Genomic DNA, 16630 nt, shown 5'->3' on the forward strand with positions numbered 1-16630 from the left:
GCTACCTCGGCATCCAGACCCGGACCAGCGACAGCAGCTTGTCCACGTCGATCGGCTTGGCCATGTAGTCGCTGGCGCCGGCGGCGATGCAGCGCGCCTGGTCGTCGGGCATGGCCTTGGCGGTCAGCATCAGGATCGGCAGCTTGGCCCAGCGGGCGTCCTCGCGGATCTCGCGGGTGGCGGTCAGGCCGTCCTTGACCGGCATCATCACGTCCATCAGCACCAGGTCGATGGCGTTGGCCGGGTCGCCCTGGGCCGAGCGGTCGAGGGCTTCGATGGCCTCCTGGCCGTTGCGGGCGATCTCGACGACGGCGCCGCGCGGCTCCAGCACATTGGTCAGCGAATAGACGTTGCGGATGTCGTCCTCGACGATCAGCACGCGGCGGCCTTCCAGCACCGCGTCGCGGTTGCGGGCCTTCTTGATCATCTTCTGCTGCTCGGGCGGCAGCTCCGACACCACCTGGTGCAGGAACAGCGAGACCTCGTCCAGCAGGCGCTCGGGCGACTTGGCGCCCTTGATGATGATCGAGCTGGAATAGCGGCGCAGGCGCTGTTCGTCGTCGGCCGACAGATCGTGGCCGGTATAGACGATGACCGGCGGGAAGGCGTGATCGCCGTCCTGGCTGAGCGTCTCCAGCAGGCTGAAACCCGAGGCGTCCGGCAGGGACAGGTCCAGCACCATGCAGTCGAAGGTCTGGGTCTTGAGGGCTTCCAGGCACTCGGCGGCGGTGCCGACGCCGACGGTCTCGACATCGCCCGAGGACAGCAGCTTGCCGACGGCGTCGCGCTGCACGTCGTCGTCCTCGACGATCAGCACGCGACGCACCGTGCTGGACAGCTTCGATTGCAGGTTGGTCAAGACCTGGGCCAGGTCGTCGCGCTTGACGGGCTTGACCATGTAGCCGATCGCACCCAGCGACAGGGCGGTCTGGCTGTGGTCGGCGCCCGAGATCACGTGGATCGGGATATGACGCGTGGCGTCATCGCGCTTGAGGCGATCCAGCACCATCAGGCCGGACTCGTCGGGCAGGCCGACGTCCAGGACCACGGCGCTGGGCTTGAACTGGCGGGCCAACTTCAGGGCGTCCTCGGCGGTGCCGGCGACCAGGCACTGGAAGCCCAGCTCGCGCGACAAGTCGCGGACGATGCTGGCGAACTTGTCGTCGTCCTCGATGACCAGCAGCACGCGGCGGCCGTTGGCCAGCTGGTCGCGGTCGTCCTCGATCGTGCGGGTCATGGGCGCGGCGGCGCGCGCGCGGGCCGGGGCCGCCGGGACCGCGGGAGCGGGCGCGGGAGAGGCTGAAGGTTCAGGTCGCGGCGCGACGCGGGCCGGATCGTAGGATCGCGGGATGGTGACGGTGAAGGTGCTGCCTTCGCCCGGCGTGCTCTCCAGCGCGATCTTGCCGCCCAGCAGGCGCGACAGCTCCCGGCTGATCGACAGGCCCAGGCCCGTGCCGCCATACTTGCGGCTGATGGTGCCGTCAGCCTGGCGGAAGGCCTCGAAGATGCTCTCCTGCTGCTCGCGGGCGACGCCGATGCCGGTGTCGGTCACGGCGAAGGCGATCTCGTTGTCGCCGGTCGGGGTGATGGCCAGCGTCACACGGCCGGCCTGAGTGAACTTGAAGGCGTTCGACAGCAGGTTCTTGAGGATCTGCTCCAGGCGTTGGCGGTCGGTTTCCAGCAGGGTCGGGGTGTCGGTCGCGACCTTGATCTCGAAGCCCAGCTGGCGCTCGTCGGCCAGCGGCTGGAACAGTGACCGCAGGTCGTTGGTCAGGCGCTGCAGCGGCACGCTCTCGGGGCGCACCTCGATGTGGCCGGCCTCGATCTTCGACAGATCCAGGATGTCGTTGATCAGCGTCAGGAGGTCGTTGCCCGAGGATTCGATCGTCTGGGCGAACTTGACCTGCTCGCTGGACAGATTGCCGGCCGGGTTGTCGCTGAGCAGCTTCGACAGGATCAGCAGCGAGTTGAGCGGCGTCCGCAGCTCGTGCGACATGTTGGCCAGGAAGTCGGACTTGTACTGGCTGGCCTGGGCCAGTTCGCGCGCCTTCAGCTGCACGGCCGCGCCGGTGCGCTCCAGTTCGTCGCGCTGGGCCTCCAGGGTCTGGGCCTGTTCCTCCAGCTGGCTGTTGGTCTGTTCCAGCTCGACCTGCTGCTGCTCGAGGCGGATCTGGGATTCCTTCAGGGCGCGGCCTTGTTCTTCCAGCTCCTCGTTGGAGACGCGCAGCTCCTCGCTCTGGACTTGCAGTTCCTCGGACTGGCGCTGGGTTTCCTCCAGGGCGCTCTGCAATTGCGAGCGGTAGCGAGCCGAGCGCAGGGAAACGCCGATCGAGGTCGACACCTGGTTCAGCAGCTCCAGGACCTGGTCGTCGACCGTGTGCAGGAAGCCCAGTTCGATGACGGCGTTGACGATGTCGTCGGCGTGGGTCGGCACCAGCACGAGGTGCTTGGGCTTGTCGTGGCCCAGGGCCGAGCCGATGGTCAGATAGCCGTCGGGCACGTCGCGGACGACGGTGGCGTGGCCTTCGGCCGCCACCTTGCCCAGCAGGCCTTCCTTGATGTTGAAATGCAGCGGCGTGTCGGCGTCGGCCGGAATGCCCAGGGCGGCGGCGCGGTAGAAGCGGCCGTTCTCGCCCTTGAACAGCGCGCCCGCCTGGAAGCCGACATAGCGCGACAGGAAGTGAAGGATGCTGTCGCTCAGCTCCTCGAACCGTCTTGTCGCCCATCATCACTTCCGAGAGGCCGACCTGGCCGGCCTGCAGCCACTGCTGGCGGGCGCGGGCCTGGCTGCTGCGGCGGATCAGGGCGAAGACGGCGAAGGTCAGCGCCGCGCCCAGCACGGCCGACAACACGCTGCTGATCAAGGCCGTGCGATGGGCGATGTCCATCTCGGTCAGACGGATGTCGCGCAGGCGGTTTTCCTCCGCGCGCATGACGTCGATCTGCTGGCGGATGGCGTCCATCTCGGCCTTGCCGCGATCGGTGTTGACGACGGCCAGAGCGGCCTGCGGACCCTGGCTGCCGCGCAGGGCGACGGTTTCGGCCAGCTCGGACAGCTTGGCGTCGATGTGGCGCCTGAGCTGGGCGTGATTGGCCTGCTGGATGGGATTGTCCTTGGTCAGCGAGCCGACCGCCTCGGTCCGCGTGGCGACGTCGGTCACCGCGCGCTGGTAAGGGGCGAGATAGCGGTCGTTGCCGGTCAGCAGATAGCCTCGCTGTCCGGTCTCGGCGTCCTGCGTGGTGGACAGCAGGTCGTCCAGCGCGATCAGCACCTCGTGGGTGTGCCAGATCTTCTCGCTGTTGATCCGCAGCGTCTCGATGTTGCGATAGGCGATCGTACCGCTGATCAGGAAGAAGGCCAGGGCCAGACCCATGCCCAGCGCCGACCATAGCTCCGTTCGGGCGCCGGTCTTGGACGCGTTGCGCGGTTCGATCAGGGACATGCGATTCTCGACGTGGGAGCTGTGCGGCGGGTCCGCCCGAGACGACGGACGATGGCGGGATGAACGATCTTGCGGAAATCAGCAAGCGCGCGGGAGGGGCAGGGGCGGTCCCGCCCGACAGGCCGGTAGCCGTGTTCGCGCGCGGGGACCGTCGGCCCGTCGACGCAAAGCTGCCTGATACGCTTGAAACTCACTGGATATCCCCGACCGCGCGCCCCTGAACGCGAGCCTCTAACGGCGCAAGGCGGTTAAGGTTCCCTCCGATCGGCGAGAAGCTTGGCCGAAGCAGGGGGCGCGGCGAACCGCTGGCGCACCCCGCATCCGCGGCCGCTGTCGCGGCCTTGGGCTCGCTCCATTCTTCAATCTGGACCTTGCCAGAATACATAACGTATACGATCAATCCAAACGCAAGCCACGCAAGGAGAGGCGCATGAGGATCCTGGCCACCGCGTTCACCGCGCTCATCCTGGCGTCCCCCTTCCTGGCCATGGGCGGTTCGGCCGGCGCGGCGACGCCCTATGAGCGGCAGGTCACCCAGGGCGACTATGTCGTCCCCAACTTCACGTTCAAATCCGGCGAGACCCTGCCCAGCCTTAGGCTGCACTATCGTACGCTGGGTCAGCCGAAGCGCGACGCCCAGGGGCGCGTGACCAACGCGGTGATGGTGCTGCATGGCACCGGCGGCACGGGCGCGCAGTTCCTGCAGCCGCAGTTCGCCGACGAGCTGTATGGCCCGGGCCAGCCGCTGGACATCACCCGCTACTACATCATTCTGCCCGACGGCATCGGCCACGGCGGCTCGTCGAAGCCCAGCAACGGCCTGCGCGCCAAGTTTCCCCACTACGGCTACGCCGACATGGTCGAGGCCCAGCGCCTGCTGCTGGTGGACGGTCTGAAGGTCGACCGCCTGCGCCTGCTGATGGGCACCTCGATGGGCTGCATGCACGGCTTCATGTGGGGCGAGCTGCATCCGCAATTCGCGCAGGCGATCATGCCCATGGCCTGCCTGCCCGTGCAGATCGCCGGCCTGAACCGCGTCTGGCGCAAGGCGGCGATGGAGTCGATCAAGGCCGACCCGGCCTGGCGCGGCGGCGACTACGACCAGCAGCCGGTGCTGGGCCTGCGCGGGGCGGTCAACCTGATGATCGTCGCGGGCTCGGCCCCGCCGGCCTGGCAGCAACAGGCGCCCACGCGCGACGCAGCCGACGCCTTCTTCGAGGATCGCTTCGCCAAGGACCTGCCCACGCGCGACGCCAACGACATGCTCTATCAGGTGGCCGCGTCCAGCGACTACGATCCGTCGGCGGATCTGGAGAAGATCACCGCGCCCATGACCTGGGTGAATTCCAGCGACGACTTCATCAACCCACCCAGCCTGGGCATCGCCGAGCCGGCGGCCAAACGGCTGAAGAACGGCAAGTTCATCCTGATCCAGGCCACGCCCGAGACGCGCGGCCACGGCACGCACACCTGGGCCAAGTTCTGGAAAAAGGATCTGGTCGAGCTGCTGGCGCGCTCCGAGGCGCCATAGAGATCAGGCCGCGGAGGGGCCTTCCTCGGCCGAGACGTGGTTCAGGGCGATCACCCATCGCCCGGCCACCTTGCGCATCAGCCGCGTGTTGATGCCGCGTTGGGCCTGCTTGGGGCGGATGAGCTCGTAGCGGCTGATCAGCTGGGCGGCGTCGGGCCCCAGCATCTCGACCTTGATGTCGTGGAACCGCACCTGGCCGCGGGTGTCGGCCGAGGCGCCGTAGTCGCGGATGTAGTGGTCCAGCGTGCCTTGCCAGCCGTCCTGGAACCGGCCTTTCGACACGAAGATCACCCCCGGATCGAGAAACCCGGCCATATAGCCGTGGAAGTCGCCGCGGTTCCACGCCGCCTGCATGTCCGCGATGACCTTGAGGATGGCGGTGGTCTCGGCCGCTTCGTCCATCACGCGGGGACATGTCCGGGGCGCGGCCAGGACCGGCGCCGCCGTCATGGCCAGGGCCAGGGCCGCCAGACCGCGCCGGCTGGCGCCTTTGATCGATGCGCCCATCAGCTGAACTCCCTGTTTGCGTCGACATTGGTATTGTATACGTTATTATAAATACCAGCGTGAGGGGAAGCGCGGAACTTCAGCCGTTCAGCTGGCTCCGCCGAAGGTCGCCTGGCTTCTCGCGCGCGGTTTGGCGTCGATCCCCTCGTTCGAAGAGGAGGGGAGAGAAGGCACGGATCATGAGCGCGACCTGACCATAAGAGCGGCAGGTCGGCGGCCAATCTTCCAACCCTTCACAAATCGGAAACACGGGCTTGACCAATTTCCGATCCAATATACCGTATTCTGTATACGGTACGGATCGAGAGAAGGTCTCGACCCTGAACCCGTCCTAGGCGGTGCTTGTCTTCAAGAGGCGAGTATCGAGTGCGCTCGCGCGCCATGTCGGCGATGCGCGAGGGCATGCTTGCATTCTTTGGTGAGAACTAACGGTCCGAAAACACCTACGACATCGATCAAAATTGGGGGATGAGCATGAGAAGTGGTGATCAGAATACGGGCGAGGCTCGGAAAAATCTTCGCTCTATCGTTCTATGTTCCAGCATGATCGGCGGGTTCCTGGCGATCGGGGCTCCGGCGCTGGCCCAGACCGCGTCCCAGACCGCTCAGAGCGACGCGCCCGCGACGGTCGAGGAGATCGTCGTCACCGGATCCCGCCTGACGCGGACGGACCTGACGGCCCCCAGCCCGACCACGGTGGTCGGTGAGATGGAGATCAAGCAGTCGGGCAACGTCACGCTTGAAAAGACCCTGAACCAGTTTCCGCAGCTGGCCTCGGGCAACACCTCGACCGTCAACAACGGCGGCGGCTCGGGCGTGCTGACGGCCAATCTTCGCGGTCTGGGCTCGACCCGGACGCTGGTGCTGGTCAACGGCCGGCGCTTCATTCCGGCCAACTCGGCGGCCGACGTCGACCTGGCCAGCATCCCGGATACGCTGATCAAGCGGACCGAGATCATCACTGGCGGCGCCTCGGCGGTCTACGGCTCGGACGCCATCGCCGGCGCGGTCAACTTCATCCTGAAGGACAATTTCGAGGGCTTCGAGGCCTCGGGCCAGTACGGGGTCACCGATCGCGGCGACGCCAAGTCCAAGAAGCTGGACCTGACGATGGGCGCCAACCTGGATGGCGGACGCGGCAATGTCGCCATGTCGCTGTCCTACACCAAGCAAGACCCGATCACCCAGAACGACCGCGACTTCTCCAAGACCCCGCTGGGCGAGGTGAACGGCGCCCTGGTCTATTCCGGTTCGGGCAGCATTCCCGGCACCCGCGTGCCGCTCAGCGCCACCCAGCGCGCCCAGCTGGTGGGCGTCAACCTGACCCCCAGCGGGACCTGCACCTCGGTCACCGGCATCCGCTTTGGCGCGAACGGCGTGGTGCTGCCCTACTGCCAGCCGGAAGACACCTACAACTACGCGCCGTTCAACCTGCTGCAGCGGCCGCTCGAGCGCTACAACGTCTCGACCATCAGCCACTACAATCTTACCGATCACGTCACGGCCTATGCAGAGGCGTTCTTCGTCAATTCGCGCAACAACTCGATCCTGGCCCCGGACTCGTTCACGCCGGTGACCCCGGGCGCGGCGTCCTCGACCCTGCTGGTGCCGAACTACGCCAGCAATGCCGCGCTGACGCCGGCGCTGCGGCAGTTCTTCGTCGACAACGCCGCGATCTTCGACCCGAACCGCACCGGCACCGCCTCGGTGGTCGGCGGCGGGCGGCGCGCCGACGAGCTGGGCACCCGCAACTCGTTCTACGAGCGCCAGTCCTACGAGATCACCACCGGTCTGCGTGGCGATTTCGACGTGATGGACCACACCTGGCGGTGGGACGCCTTCTACCAGTACATGCGTAACCGCACCGACACCCACAACGAAGGCACGATCAACCAGACGCGCCTCAGCCAGGGCCTGGACGCCATCGTCAATTCGGCCGGCCAGGTGGTGTGCCGCAGCGGCGCGCAAGGCTGCGTTCCTGTGTCGATCTTCGGCCTGGCCTCGATCAGTCCGGCGGCCGGCAAGTTCCTGACTCCCGATCGCGACGCCCACGACATCTTCGAGCGTCAGGTCGGCGGCGGCTCGCTGAGCGGCACGGTGTTCACCCTGCCGGCCGGTCCCGTCGCCATGGCGGTTGGCGCCGAGTACCGCAAGGATCAGTACGCCTCCAGTCCCAGCGCCTTCGACCTGAACGGCGAATACGGCGCGGCGTCCTCCAACGCCCTGAAGGGCTCGTTCGACGTCAAGGAAGTCTTCGGCGAACTGCGCGTGCCGATCCTGGCCGACCTGCCGTTCGTCAAGACCCTGGCCGTCGAGGGCGCGGCACGCTACTCGGACTATTCGTCGATCGGCGGCGTCTTCGCCTGGAAGGCCGGCGGCGAGTACGCGCCGATCGAGTGGGTCCGGTTCCGCGGCGCCTATAACCGCGCGATCCGCGCGCCCAATATCGCCGAGCTCTACGCGGCGCGGGCGCAAGGCTTCACCGGCGGCACCGATCCCTGCGCCACGGCCCAGAAGCCCTCGGCCGCCCAGAAGCAGCTCTGCATCGCCCAGGGCGTTCCGGCCGCCGACATCGAGACCTTCACCCAGGCCACCCTTGGTCTCACCCAGGAAAGCGGCGGCAATCCGAACCTGACGGAGGAGAAGTCCAGCACCTTCACCATCGGCGCGGTCATCTCGCCGCCGATCATCCCGCGTCTGAACATCACGGTCGATTACTTCAACGTCGAGGTGAAGAACGCGATCACGACGATCAACGCCCAGCAGACGCTGAACGACTGCTTCTCCAATCTCAACCTCAGCAGCGTCACCTGTCAGGCGATCAAGCGTCTGCCGAGCGGCCAGATCGACTTCGTCCGCACCAGCAACAGCAATATCGGCCAGCTGAAGGTCCGCGGCGTCGACGCCCAGGTCGACTACCGCCTGCCGCTGCCGTCGGCGCTGGAGCTGGGCGGGCCGGCCAACCTGTCGCTGACCGCGGTGGCCAGCTGGCTGTTCGAGCGTTCGACCCAGGTCCTGGCCAACCAGAAGCCGCAGGACTGCGCCGGCTTCTACGGCGCGGGCTGCTCCAGCGGCACCGGCGGGTTCATCACTCCGGACTTCAAGCTGAACCTCAGCGCCAACTACGCCAGCGGCGACGTCACCCTGCGCCTGGCGGCCCGGATGATCGGCGAGCTGGAGCTGTACCCGACCGCGACCAACGTCGTGAAGAAGGTCGATCCCACCTGGTACGTCGACGGCTCGTTCGCGGTGAACGTGACCAAGCAGGTGAGCCTGTTCGGCGGGGTCAACAACCTGCTCGACAAGCAGCCGCCGATCCTGGGCACCACCCTGGTCGGCGACGCCAACACCGACGTGTCGCTCTTCGACACGCTGGGCCGGCGCTACTTCATGGGCGCGCGACTGCGCTTCTAGGCGAATGTTCGAGGGCCGCGGGCGAAACGCTCGCGGCCTTTCGACCCTGGGGAGGGGAAACGATGAAGAGACTGGCTCAAGTGCTGCTGACCTCGGTCGCGGCCGTGATGATAGCGACCACACCGATGGCCGCGCCGCTCGACGACGCGCCGGCCGCCAAGGCGGGCAAGGTCGCCGATCCGATCCCGAAGCGGACGGAAGGGATCGGCCCGTTCAACCGCGTGGTGCTGCGCAACGTCACCATGATCGACGGCACCGGCGCGCCGGCCCAGGGGCCTGTCGACATCGTCCTGGTCAACGACCGCATCGCCGAGATCCGCACCATCGGGCGCCCAAGGCGATCGACCCTTCGGCCCGCGCCGCCAAGGGCGATTACGAGCTGGATCTGACCGGCTACTACGTGATGCCGGGCTTCGTGGACGCCCACGTCCACCTGCACGACCTGAACGATGCGCAAGCCGTTCCATCGGACTACATCCTCAAGCTCTGGATCGCCAACGGCGTCACCTCGGTGCGCGAGGTCGGCAGCAGCCGGCCGATCGAGTGGCTGGCCGACATCAAGGCCCGCAGCGCCCGCAACGAGATCGTCGCGCCGCGCATCGACATCTATCCGTTCTTCCACAAGATCCGGAACACGCCCGTCAACGACCCGGTCCAGGCGCGCCTGGCCGTGCAGGAAGCCAAGGCGCGCGGCGCCGACGGCGTCAAGTTCATCGGCGGTTCCGAAGACGTGCTGTTCGCGGCCATTGAGGAGGCCCACAAGATCGGCCTCCACACCACCATGCACCACGCCCAGCCCAGCGTGGCCTTCGCCAACGTGCTGACCACTTCGGCCCACGGCCTGGAGTCGATGGAGCACTGGTACGGCCTGCCCGAGGCGATGTTCACCGACAAGCGGCTGCAGAGCTGGCCCACCGACTTCGTCAACAATGACGAGCAGGAGCGCTTCGGCGAGTCCGGCCGGCTGTGGGCCCAGAGCGCCGCGCCCGGCTCGGCCAAGTGGGAAGAGGTCATGCAGACCCTGCTGGACCGCAAGTTCACGCTGAATCCGACCTTCACCGCCTACCTGGCCAGCCGCGATCTCATGAGGATGAGCCGCGCCACCTGGCACGACGACTACACCATGCCGGCGCTGTGGGACTATTACCGCCCCAGCCGCGTCCATCACGGCTCTTACTGGTTCGACTGGACCACCGAGGACGAGGTCGCCTGGAAGGACAACTACCGCCTCTGGATGCGGTTCGTGAACGAGTACAAGAACCGCGGCGGGCGCGTCACGGTCGGCAGCGACAGCGGCTACATCTACAACCTCTACGGCTTCGGCTACGTCCAGGAGATGGAGCTGCTGCGCGAGGCCGGCTTCTCGTCGCTGGAGGTCATCCACTCGGCGACCCAGGAAGGCGCACGGCTGCTGGGCCACGAGGATCAGGTCGGCACGATCCGCGTGGGCCGCAAGGCCGACCTCGTCATCGTCCAGGGCAATCCGCTGGCCAATCTGAAGCTGCTGTTCGGCACCGGTTCGCTGCGCCTGAACGACGACACCGGCAAGGTCGAGCGCGTCGGCGGCGTGGCTTGGACCATCAAGGACGGCATCCTCTACGACGCGCGCAAGCTGCGCGAGGAGATCCGCCAGTCGGTGCTCAAGGACAAGACGGCGCGGGGACTGCCCGCCGGACCGATGCCGATCGAGGCGGTCGATCTGACTCACTGATTTTCGTTGGTTCGCGTGCGTGGGAGTAGGGGCATGAGCAAGGTTTCGATGGGACGGACGATCGCGGCGGCCTTGCTGGCCGCGAGCGTCATGGCGAGCGCCGGACAGGCCTCCGCTCAAGCCGGCGCCGCCGACGCGCGGCTGAAGGCGCTGTACGAGCGGGAGTGGGCCTGGCGGCAGGGCGAGCTGGGCCGGGTTCGAGACGACAACGGCCGCTGGGGCGACGGCGCCGATCACCTGCCGCGCGTCGACGCCAAGAGCCAGACCGCGCGCCTGGCCTACTGGACAGCCGTCCTGGCCGAGCTGGACAAGATCCCGGTCGACCAGCTGTCGCCGGAGGAGAAGATCAACGCCGAGATCTTCCGCGCCTCGGTGAAGTCCCTGGCCGACAACGCCCGCTTCAAGACCTACGAGGCGCCGTTCAACGCCGACACCTTCTTCTGGGCGGGACTGGCCCCGCGCGGCGCGCTGAAGACGGCCAAGGATTATCGCAACTACATCGCCCGGATGCGCGACATCCCGCGCTATTTCGACGAACAGACCGCCAATATGCGGGCCGGTCTCAAGCGTGGCTTCAGCGTGCCGCGGGTGGTGGTCACCGGTCGCGACAAGACCATCGAGCCCAACCTGTCGACCGGCGCGGACAATCCGTTCCTGGCCCCGTTCGAGACCATGCCGGCCTCGATCCCGGCCGAAGAGCAGGCCGCCCTCAAGGCCGAAGCCCAGCAGGTGCTCACCAGCACGGTGATCCCGGCCTACGCCAAGCTGCTGGCCTTCATCCGCGACGAATACATGAAGCAGGCCCGCACCACCCTGGCGGCCGAGGCCGAGCCCGACGGCAAGGCCTTCTACCAGGCTCAGATCCAGGGCTTCACGACGCTCGATCTGACGCCCGAGCAGATCCACAAGATCGGCCTCGAAGAGGTCGCGCGGATCAGCGCCGAGATGGAGGCGGTCAAGGCCCAGACCGGCTTCAAGGGGACGATGCCGGAGTTCCTGAAGTTCCTGCGCACCGACCCGCAGTTCTATCCGAAGACGCCCAGGGAGCTGCTGTCGTTCTCGGCCTATGTGGCCAAGCGCGTCGACGGCAAGCTGGCCGACACCATCGGCTTCCTGCCGCGCCGGCGCTTCGCGATCCTGCCCGTGCCGCCGGCCCTCGCGCCGATCTATACTGGCGGTCGCGGCGGCCTCGACAGCTGCCTGATGAACACCTACGACCTGCCGTCGCGGCCCCTGTACACCCTGACCGCCCTGACCCTGCACGAGTGCAATCCGGGCCACGCCTTCCAGGCGGCGGTGGCGGCCGAGGCCAAGAACCGCCCCGACTTCCGCCGCCAGACCTCGTTCTCGGGCTATGGCGAGGGCTGGGCGCTCTACATGGAGTGGCTGGGCACGAAGATGGGCGTCTACGACACGCCCTATGAGAACTTCGGCCGGCTGTCCTACGAGATCTGGCGCGCCAGCCGCCTGGTGATCGACACGGGCATCCACCACTACGGCTGGACCCGCGAGCAGGCCCAGCAGTACCTGCGCGACCACACCGCGCTGTCCGAGCACGAGATCGAGACCGAGATCGACCGCTACATCGCCTGGCCCGGCCAGGCGGTGGCCTACAAGCTGGGCGAGATGGTGATCCGCAGGAAGCGCGCCGAGGCCGAGGCCAAGCTGGGGGCCAAGTTCGACCAGCGCAACTTCCACGACGCGATCCTGGCGCTGGGGTCCGTGCCGCTGTCGACGCTCGAGGCGCGGCTCGACCAGTTCATCGCCGACGGCGGGGTCAATCCGCCGGGCTTCAATCCGGCCCTGCCCGAAACCAAGTAGGGAGCAGGCGCCGTGGAGTCGATCGATCGACGCATGTTGCTGGCCATGGCCGGCCTGGCCGCCTCGGCGCCGTCGCTGCTGAGCGCCGCGCCGCTGGCCCCGCTCGGCCCGGCCAGTCCTTTGCCGCTGGCCGACGTGCGGCTGCTGGACTCGCCGTGGCTGACGGCGGTGGAGGCCAATCGCCGCTACCTCCACGCCCTGGAGCCCGACCGGCTGCTGCACAACTTCCGCACCAGCGCCGGACTGCCGGCCAAGGGGGCGGTCTATGGCGGGTGGGAGAGCGACACCATCGCTGGCCACACCCTGGGTCACTACCTGACGGCCCTGTCGCTGATGTACGCCCAGACCGGCGACGCCGAGTGCAGGCGGCGAGTCGACTACATCGTCGGCGAACTGGCGGTGGTCCAGGCCGCCCACGGCGACGGCTATGTCGCCGGGTTCACGCGCAAGCGCGGCGACGTGGTCGAGGACGGCAAGGCGATCTTCCCCGAGCTGATCGCCGGCGACATCCGCTCGATGGGCTTCGACCTCAACGGCTGCTGGGTGCCGCTCTACAACTGGCACAAGCTGTTCGCCGGCCTGTTCGACGCCCAGCTTCATTGCGACAACCAGCAGGCCCTTCGGGTCGCCGTCGCCCTGGGCGGCTACATCGACGCGGTGTTCGCCCAGCTGAACGACGCCCAGGTGCAGACGGTCCTCGACTGCGAGCACGGCGGCGTCAACGAGAGCTTCGCCGAGCTCTACGCCCGCACCCGGGATCCGCGCTGGCTGGACCTGGCCGAGCGCCTGCGCCACGCCAAGGTCCTGGACCCGCTGAGCCAGCGCCGCGAACTCCCTGCCGTGGATCCACGCCAACACCCAGATCCCCAAGGTCATCGGCCTGGCGCGGCTGCATGAGCTGACCGGCAAGGCCGACCAGGCCGTGGCGGCGCACTTCTTCTGGGAGACGGTGACCCGCGACTACAGCTACGTGATCGGCGGCAACGCCGACCGGGAATACTTCACCGCGCCCCGCACCATCTCGCGCCACATCACCGAGCAGACCTGCGAGAGCTGCAACACCTACAACATGCTGAAGCTGACCCGGCATCTCTATGGCTGGCAGCCCCGGGCGGCGCTGTTCGACTATTACGAGCGCGCGCACATCAACCACATCCTGGCCCATCAGGACCCGTCGACCGGCATGTTCGCCTACATGGTCCCGCTGATGTCGGGCTCGGCGCGCCGGTTCTCGCGGCCGTTCGACGACTTCTGGTGCTGCGTCGGCGCGGGCATGGAAAGCCACGCCAAGCACGGCGACTCCATCTGGTGGCGCAGCGGCGACACCCTGCTGGTCAATCTCTACATCCCCTCGACCGCCCGCTGGGCCGAGCAGGGGGCGACCTTCCGGATGGAGACCGCCTATCCGTTCGGCGAGCGGGTCGAGATCGTGGTCGAGGACCTGGACGGTTCAAGGGATGGGAAGGACTTCGGCCTGGCCCTGCGCGTCCCCGGCTGGTGCCAGGGCGCGCGGGTCAGCGTCAACGGCGAGGCGATGTCGGCGGGACCGGCCGGCGACTACACGGTCCTGCGCCGCGCCTGGCGCAAGGGCGACCGGGTCACGCTGGACCTGCCCATGACGCTGCGGACCGAGGCGACGGTCGACGACTCCTCCGTGCTGGCCGTGCTGAAAGGGCCCGTGGTCCTGGCCGCCGACCTTGGACCCTCCAGCCAGCCCTATGACGGACCCGCGCCGGCGCTGGTCGCCCGCGATCCTCTGACGGGCTTCGTTCCCGTCGAGCCGACGCCGGGCCAGTACCGGACAAAGGGGATAGGCAAGCCGGCCGACCTGTCGTTCGCGCCGTTCTTCCAGCAGCGCGACCGCCGCACCGCGGTCTATTTCGCCACTTTCGACGAGGCTGGCTGGAAGAAGCAGCAGGTCGCCTACGCGGCCGAGCAGGCGCGCTTGCAGGACCTGGCGCGGCGCTCGGTCGACGTCATGCACCTGGGCGAGATGCAGGCCGAACGCGATCATGGGCTGGTCGCCAAGAACAGCTACGCCGTCACCTATCGCGGCCGCCATGGGCGCGATGCGCGCACCTTCGGCTTCTTCGAATACAGGGCTGCGGTGAAGCCGGGGCCGCTGATCCTGCAAGCCACTTTTTGGGGTGAGGAGCGCAATAAGCGCTTCGACATCCTGATCGATGGCGTCCGCATCGCGACCCAGGCGCTGACCGGTCAGCATCCGGGCGATTTCTTCGATGTGGACTATCCGATCCCGCAAGAATTGACCCGGGGCAAGGGAAGCGTGACCGTGCGCTTCCAGCCCGCCGATGACACGACCCGCTGTGGTCCTGTCTTCGGCGTGCGGATCTATGCGCCGGCGGGGTCTTCGAGAACAACCTGACCAGGGCATGGGGAGGAGGGGCGTTATGAAACGAGTTTCGGGATTGGCGATCGCGCTGGGCATGGCGCTGGTCGCTCAGCCGGCGCTGGCGCAGACCAAGCCGGCAAAGCCCGCCATGAGCGCCGCCACCAGCGCCGACGCGCGCCTGAAGGCGCTCTATGACGCCGAGTGGAACTGGCGCGCCCAGGAGTTCGGCCGCGACGCCGACGACGAGGGCGGCGGCCTGGGCGATCGCCTGCCGCATGTCGATCCCGCCAGCCAGCAGCGCCGGCTCACCTATTGGACGAACGCCCTGGCGCAGCTGGACAAGATCCCCGTCGACCAGCTGTCGCCCGAGGAGAAGGTCAACGCCGCGGTGTTCCGCACCGCACTGGAAGCCTTCGTCAGCCAGATCAAGTTCAAGGAATACGAGGACCCGTTCGGCTTCTGGACCTGGATGGCGCCGCGAACGGGCTTCGGGACCGTCGCCGAGTACCGCGCCTTATCTGGGCCGGCTGCGCGACATGCCGCGCTATGTCGACGAGCAGATCGCCAACATGAAGTCCGGGCAGGCGCGCGGCTTCACCAAGGCCAGGGCGTCGATCGAGGGGCGCGACACCACCATCGCCCCGCTGGCCTCGAGCGATCCGGCGGCCAATCCGTTCTTCGGCCCGTTCGCCAACATGCCGTCGTCGATCCCGGCCGGTGAGCGCGACAAGCTGGTGGAAGAGGGCAGGGCCGCCGTCACCGGCGCCGCCGCGCCGGCGTTCGGCAAGCTGCTGACCTATGTGCGCGACGACTACATTCCGCACGCCCGGACCAATACCGCCGCCGAGAGCCTGCCGGACGGCAAGGCCTTCTACCAGGCCAAGATCCGCGAATACACGACCACCGACCTGACGGCCGAGCAGATCCACCAGATCGGCCTGAAAGAGGTGGCGCGGATCGACGCCGACATGCAGGCGACGATGAAGCAGGCGGGCTGGACCGGCGACTTCCAGGGCTTCCTCAAGTACCTGAAGACCGACCCGCAGTTCTACGCCAAGACGCCCTATGAGCTGATCGCCAAGTCGGCCTATGTGGCCAACAAGGCCAATGGCCAGTTGAAGTTCACCATCGGCCTGCTGCCGCGCTATCGCTTCACCATCGTGCCGACGCCGGCGGCGATCGCGCCGTTCGGGACGGGCGGCAATGGCGGCCTCGAGAGCTGCCTGATGAACACCTACAACCTGCCGGCCCGGCCGCTCTACACCATCCCGCCGCTGACCCTGCACGAGTGCGTTCCGGGCCACAGCTTCCAGGCGGCCCTGGCGCTGGAGGGCCCCAACCGTCCGGCGATCCGCAAGCGCACCTACTTCTCGGGCTATGGCGAAGGCTGGGCGCTCTACATGGAGTGGCTGGGCACGAAGATGGGCGTCTACGAGACGCCCTATGACGAGTTCGGCCGCGAGACCTACGAGATGTGGCGCGCCGCCCGCCTGGTGGTCGACACCGGCCTGCATCACATGGGCTGGTCCCGCCAGCAGGCGCTGGACTACCTGTCCAGCCACACCGCCCTGTCCGATCACGAGGTGACCATCGAGGTCGACCGCTACATCAACGACCCGGGCCAGGCCCTGGCCTACAAGCTGGGCGAGATGCTGATCCGCCGCAAACGCGCGGAGGCCGAGGCCAAGCTGGGCGCGAAGTTCGACCAGCGCTGGTTCCATGACACGATCCTGGGTCTCGGCTCGGTGCCGCTTCCGACCCTGGAAAAGGCCATCGACGACTGGATCGCCGGCGGCGGCAAGAACCCCAACGCCGCGACCGCCGCCTGACCCCGCGCCCTGAACCCTTGC

9 protein-coding genes and 1 pseudogene are annotated in these 16630 nt (G+C 67.4%); 8 read left to right on the forward strand and 2 right to left on the reverse strand.

Going from position 1 to position 16630, the window contains the following annotated elements:
* Position 1 precedes the first annotated feature (1 nt).
* Positions 2-3443 (reverse strand): annotated as a pseudogene (locus ACHMW8_RS17330) (response regulator).
* Positions 3444-3873: 430 nt separating this feature from the next.
* Here ACHMW8_RS17330 and ACHMW8_RS17335 point away from each other — a divergent pair.
* On the forward strand, positions 3874-4974 hold the full coding sequence (locus tag ACHMW8_RS17335; protein ID WP_125157996.1) for an alpha/beta fold hydrolase: 1101 nt from the start codon (positions 3874-3876) through the stop codon (positions 4972-4974).
* A gap of 3 nt (positions 4975-4977) precedes the next feature.
* Here the strand turns inward: ACHMW8_RS17335 and ACHMW8_RS17340 are convergent, their stop codons facing one another.
* Positions 4978-5481, reverse strand: coding sequence for a YybH family protein (locus ACHMW8_RS17340; RefSeq protein ID WP_395443212.1), 504 nt, complete (start codon positions 5479-5481; stop codon positions 4978-4980).
* Positions 5482-6024: 543 nt separating this feature from the next.
* Between ACHMW8_RS17340 and ACHMW8_RS17345 the strand changes: the two genes are divergently transcribed.
* The 7 genes from ACHMW8_RS17345 to ACHMW8_RS17375 all read left to right on the forward strand — a co-directional run bounded on the left by ACHMW8_RS17345 (position 6025) and on the right by ACHMW8_RS17375 (position 16609).
* The gene (locus tag ACHMW8_RS17345) at positions 6025-8895 is read left to right on the forward strand and encodes a TonB-dependent receptor domain-containing protein (protein ID WP_395443213.1); all 2871 of its coding nucleotides are present in this window, start codon (positions 6025-6027) and stop codon (positions 8893-8895) included.
* 62 nt (positions 8896-8957) lie between these two features.
* A complete protein-coding gene (locus tag ACHMW8_RS17350; protein WP_395443214.1) occupies positions 8958-9284 on the forward strand; it encodes a hypothetical protein in 327 nt (108 codons plus the stop codon).
* A 14-nt stretch (positions 9285-9298) separates the two neighbouring features.
* Positions 9299-10606 carry an amidohydrolase family protein gene (locus tag ACHMW8_RS17355; RefSeq protein WP_395443215.1) on the forward strand — a complete coding sequence of 436 codons (1308 nt, stop codon included), beginning with the start codon at positions 9299-9301 and terminating at the stop codon, positions 10604-10606.
* A 33-nt stretch (positions 10607-10639) separates the two neighbouring features.
* Positions 10640-12427 carry a DUF885 domain-containing protein gene (locus ACHMW8_RS17360; protein WP_395443216.1) on the forward strand — a complete coding sequence of 596 codons (1788 nt, stop codon included), beginning with the start codon at positions 10640-10642 and terminating at the stop codon, positions 12425-12427.
* Positions 12428-12439: 12 nt separating this feature from the next.
* Positions 12440-13324, forward strand: a complete 885-nt coding sequence (locus ACHMW8_RS17365) for a beta-L-arabinofuranosidase domain-containing protein (protein ID WP_395443217.1) — start codon at positions 12440-12442, stop codon at positions 13322-13324.
* The gene (locus tag ACHMW8_RS17370; RefSeq protein WP_395446001.1) at positions 13308-14813 is read left to right on the forward strand and encodes a beta-L-arabinofuranosidase domain-containing protein; all 1506 of its coding nucleotides are present in this window, start codon (positions 13308-13310) and stop codon (positions 14811-14813) included. The genes ACHMW8_RS17365 and ACHMW8_RS17370 overlap by 17 nt, the downstream gene beginning before the upstream one ends.
* Positions 14814-15316: 503 nt before the next feature.
* Positions 15317-16609, forward strand: coding sequence for a DUF885 domain-containing protein (locus tag ACHMW8_RS17375; RefSeq protein WP_395443218.1), 1293 nt, complete (start codon positions 15317-15319; stop codon positions 16607-16609).
* The last annotated feature ends 21 nt before the right edge of the window (positions 16610-16630 follow it).

The sequence above is a fragment of the Caulobacter sp. UC70_42 genome, from assembly GCF_044056025.1.
Taxonomy (GTDB): Bacteria; Pseudomonadota; Alphaproteobacteria; order Caulobacterales; family Caulobacteraceae; genus Caulobacter.

Excerpts from the sequence above, each read along its gene's own strand:
- ACHMW8_RS17360 (WP_395443216.1), top strand. The coding sequence starts at position 10,640 with ATGAGCAAGGTTTCGATGGGACGGACGATCGCGGCGGCCTTGCTGGCC.
- ACHMW8_RS17350 (WP_395443214.1), top strand. The coding sequence starts at position 8,958 with ATGAAGAGACTGGCTCAAGTGCTGCTGACCTCGGTCGCGGCCGTGATG.
- ACHMW8_RS17375 (WP_395443218.1), top strand. The coding sequence starts at position 15,317 with ATGCCGCGCTATGTCGACGAGCAGATCGCCAACATGAAGTCCGGGCAG.
- ACHMW8_RS17345 (WP_395443213.1), top strand. The coding sequence starts at position 6,025 with ATGATCGGCGGGTTCCTGGCGATCGGGGCTCCGGCGCTGGCCCAGACC.
- ACHMW8_RS17335 (WP_125157996.1), top strand. The coding sequence starts at position 3,874 with ATGAGGATCCTGGCCACCGCGTTCACCGCGCTCATCCTGGCGTCCCCC.
- ACHMW8_RS17355 (WP_395443215.1), top strand. The coding sequence starts at position 9,299 with ATGCCGGGCTTCGTGGACGCCCACGTCCACCTGCACGACCTGAACGAT.
- ACHMW8_RS17340 (WP_395443212.1), bottom strand. The coding sequence starts at position 5,481 with ATGGGCGCATCGATCAAAGGCGCCAGCCGGCGCGGTCTGGCGGCCCTG.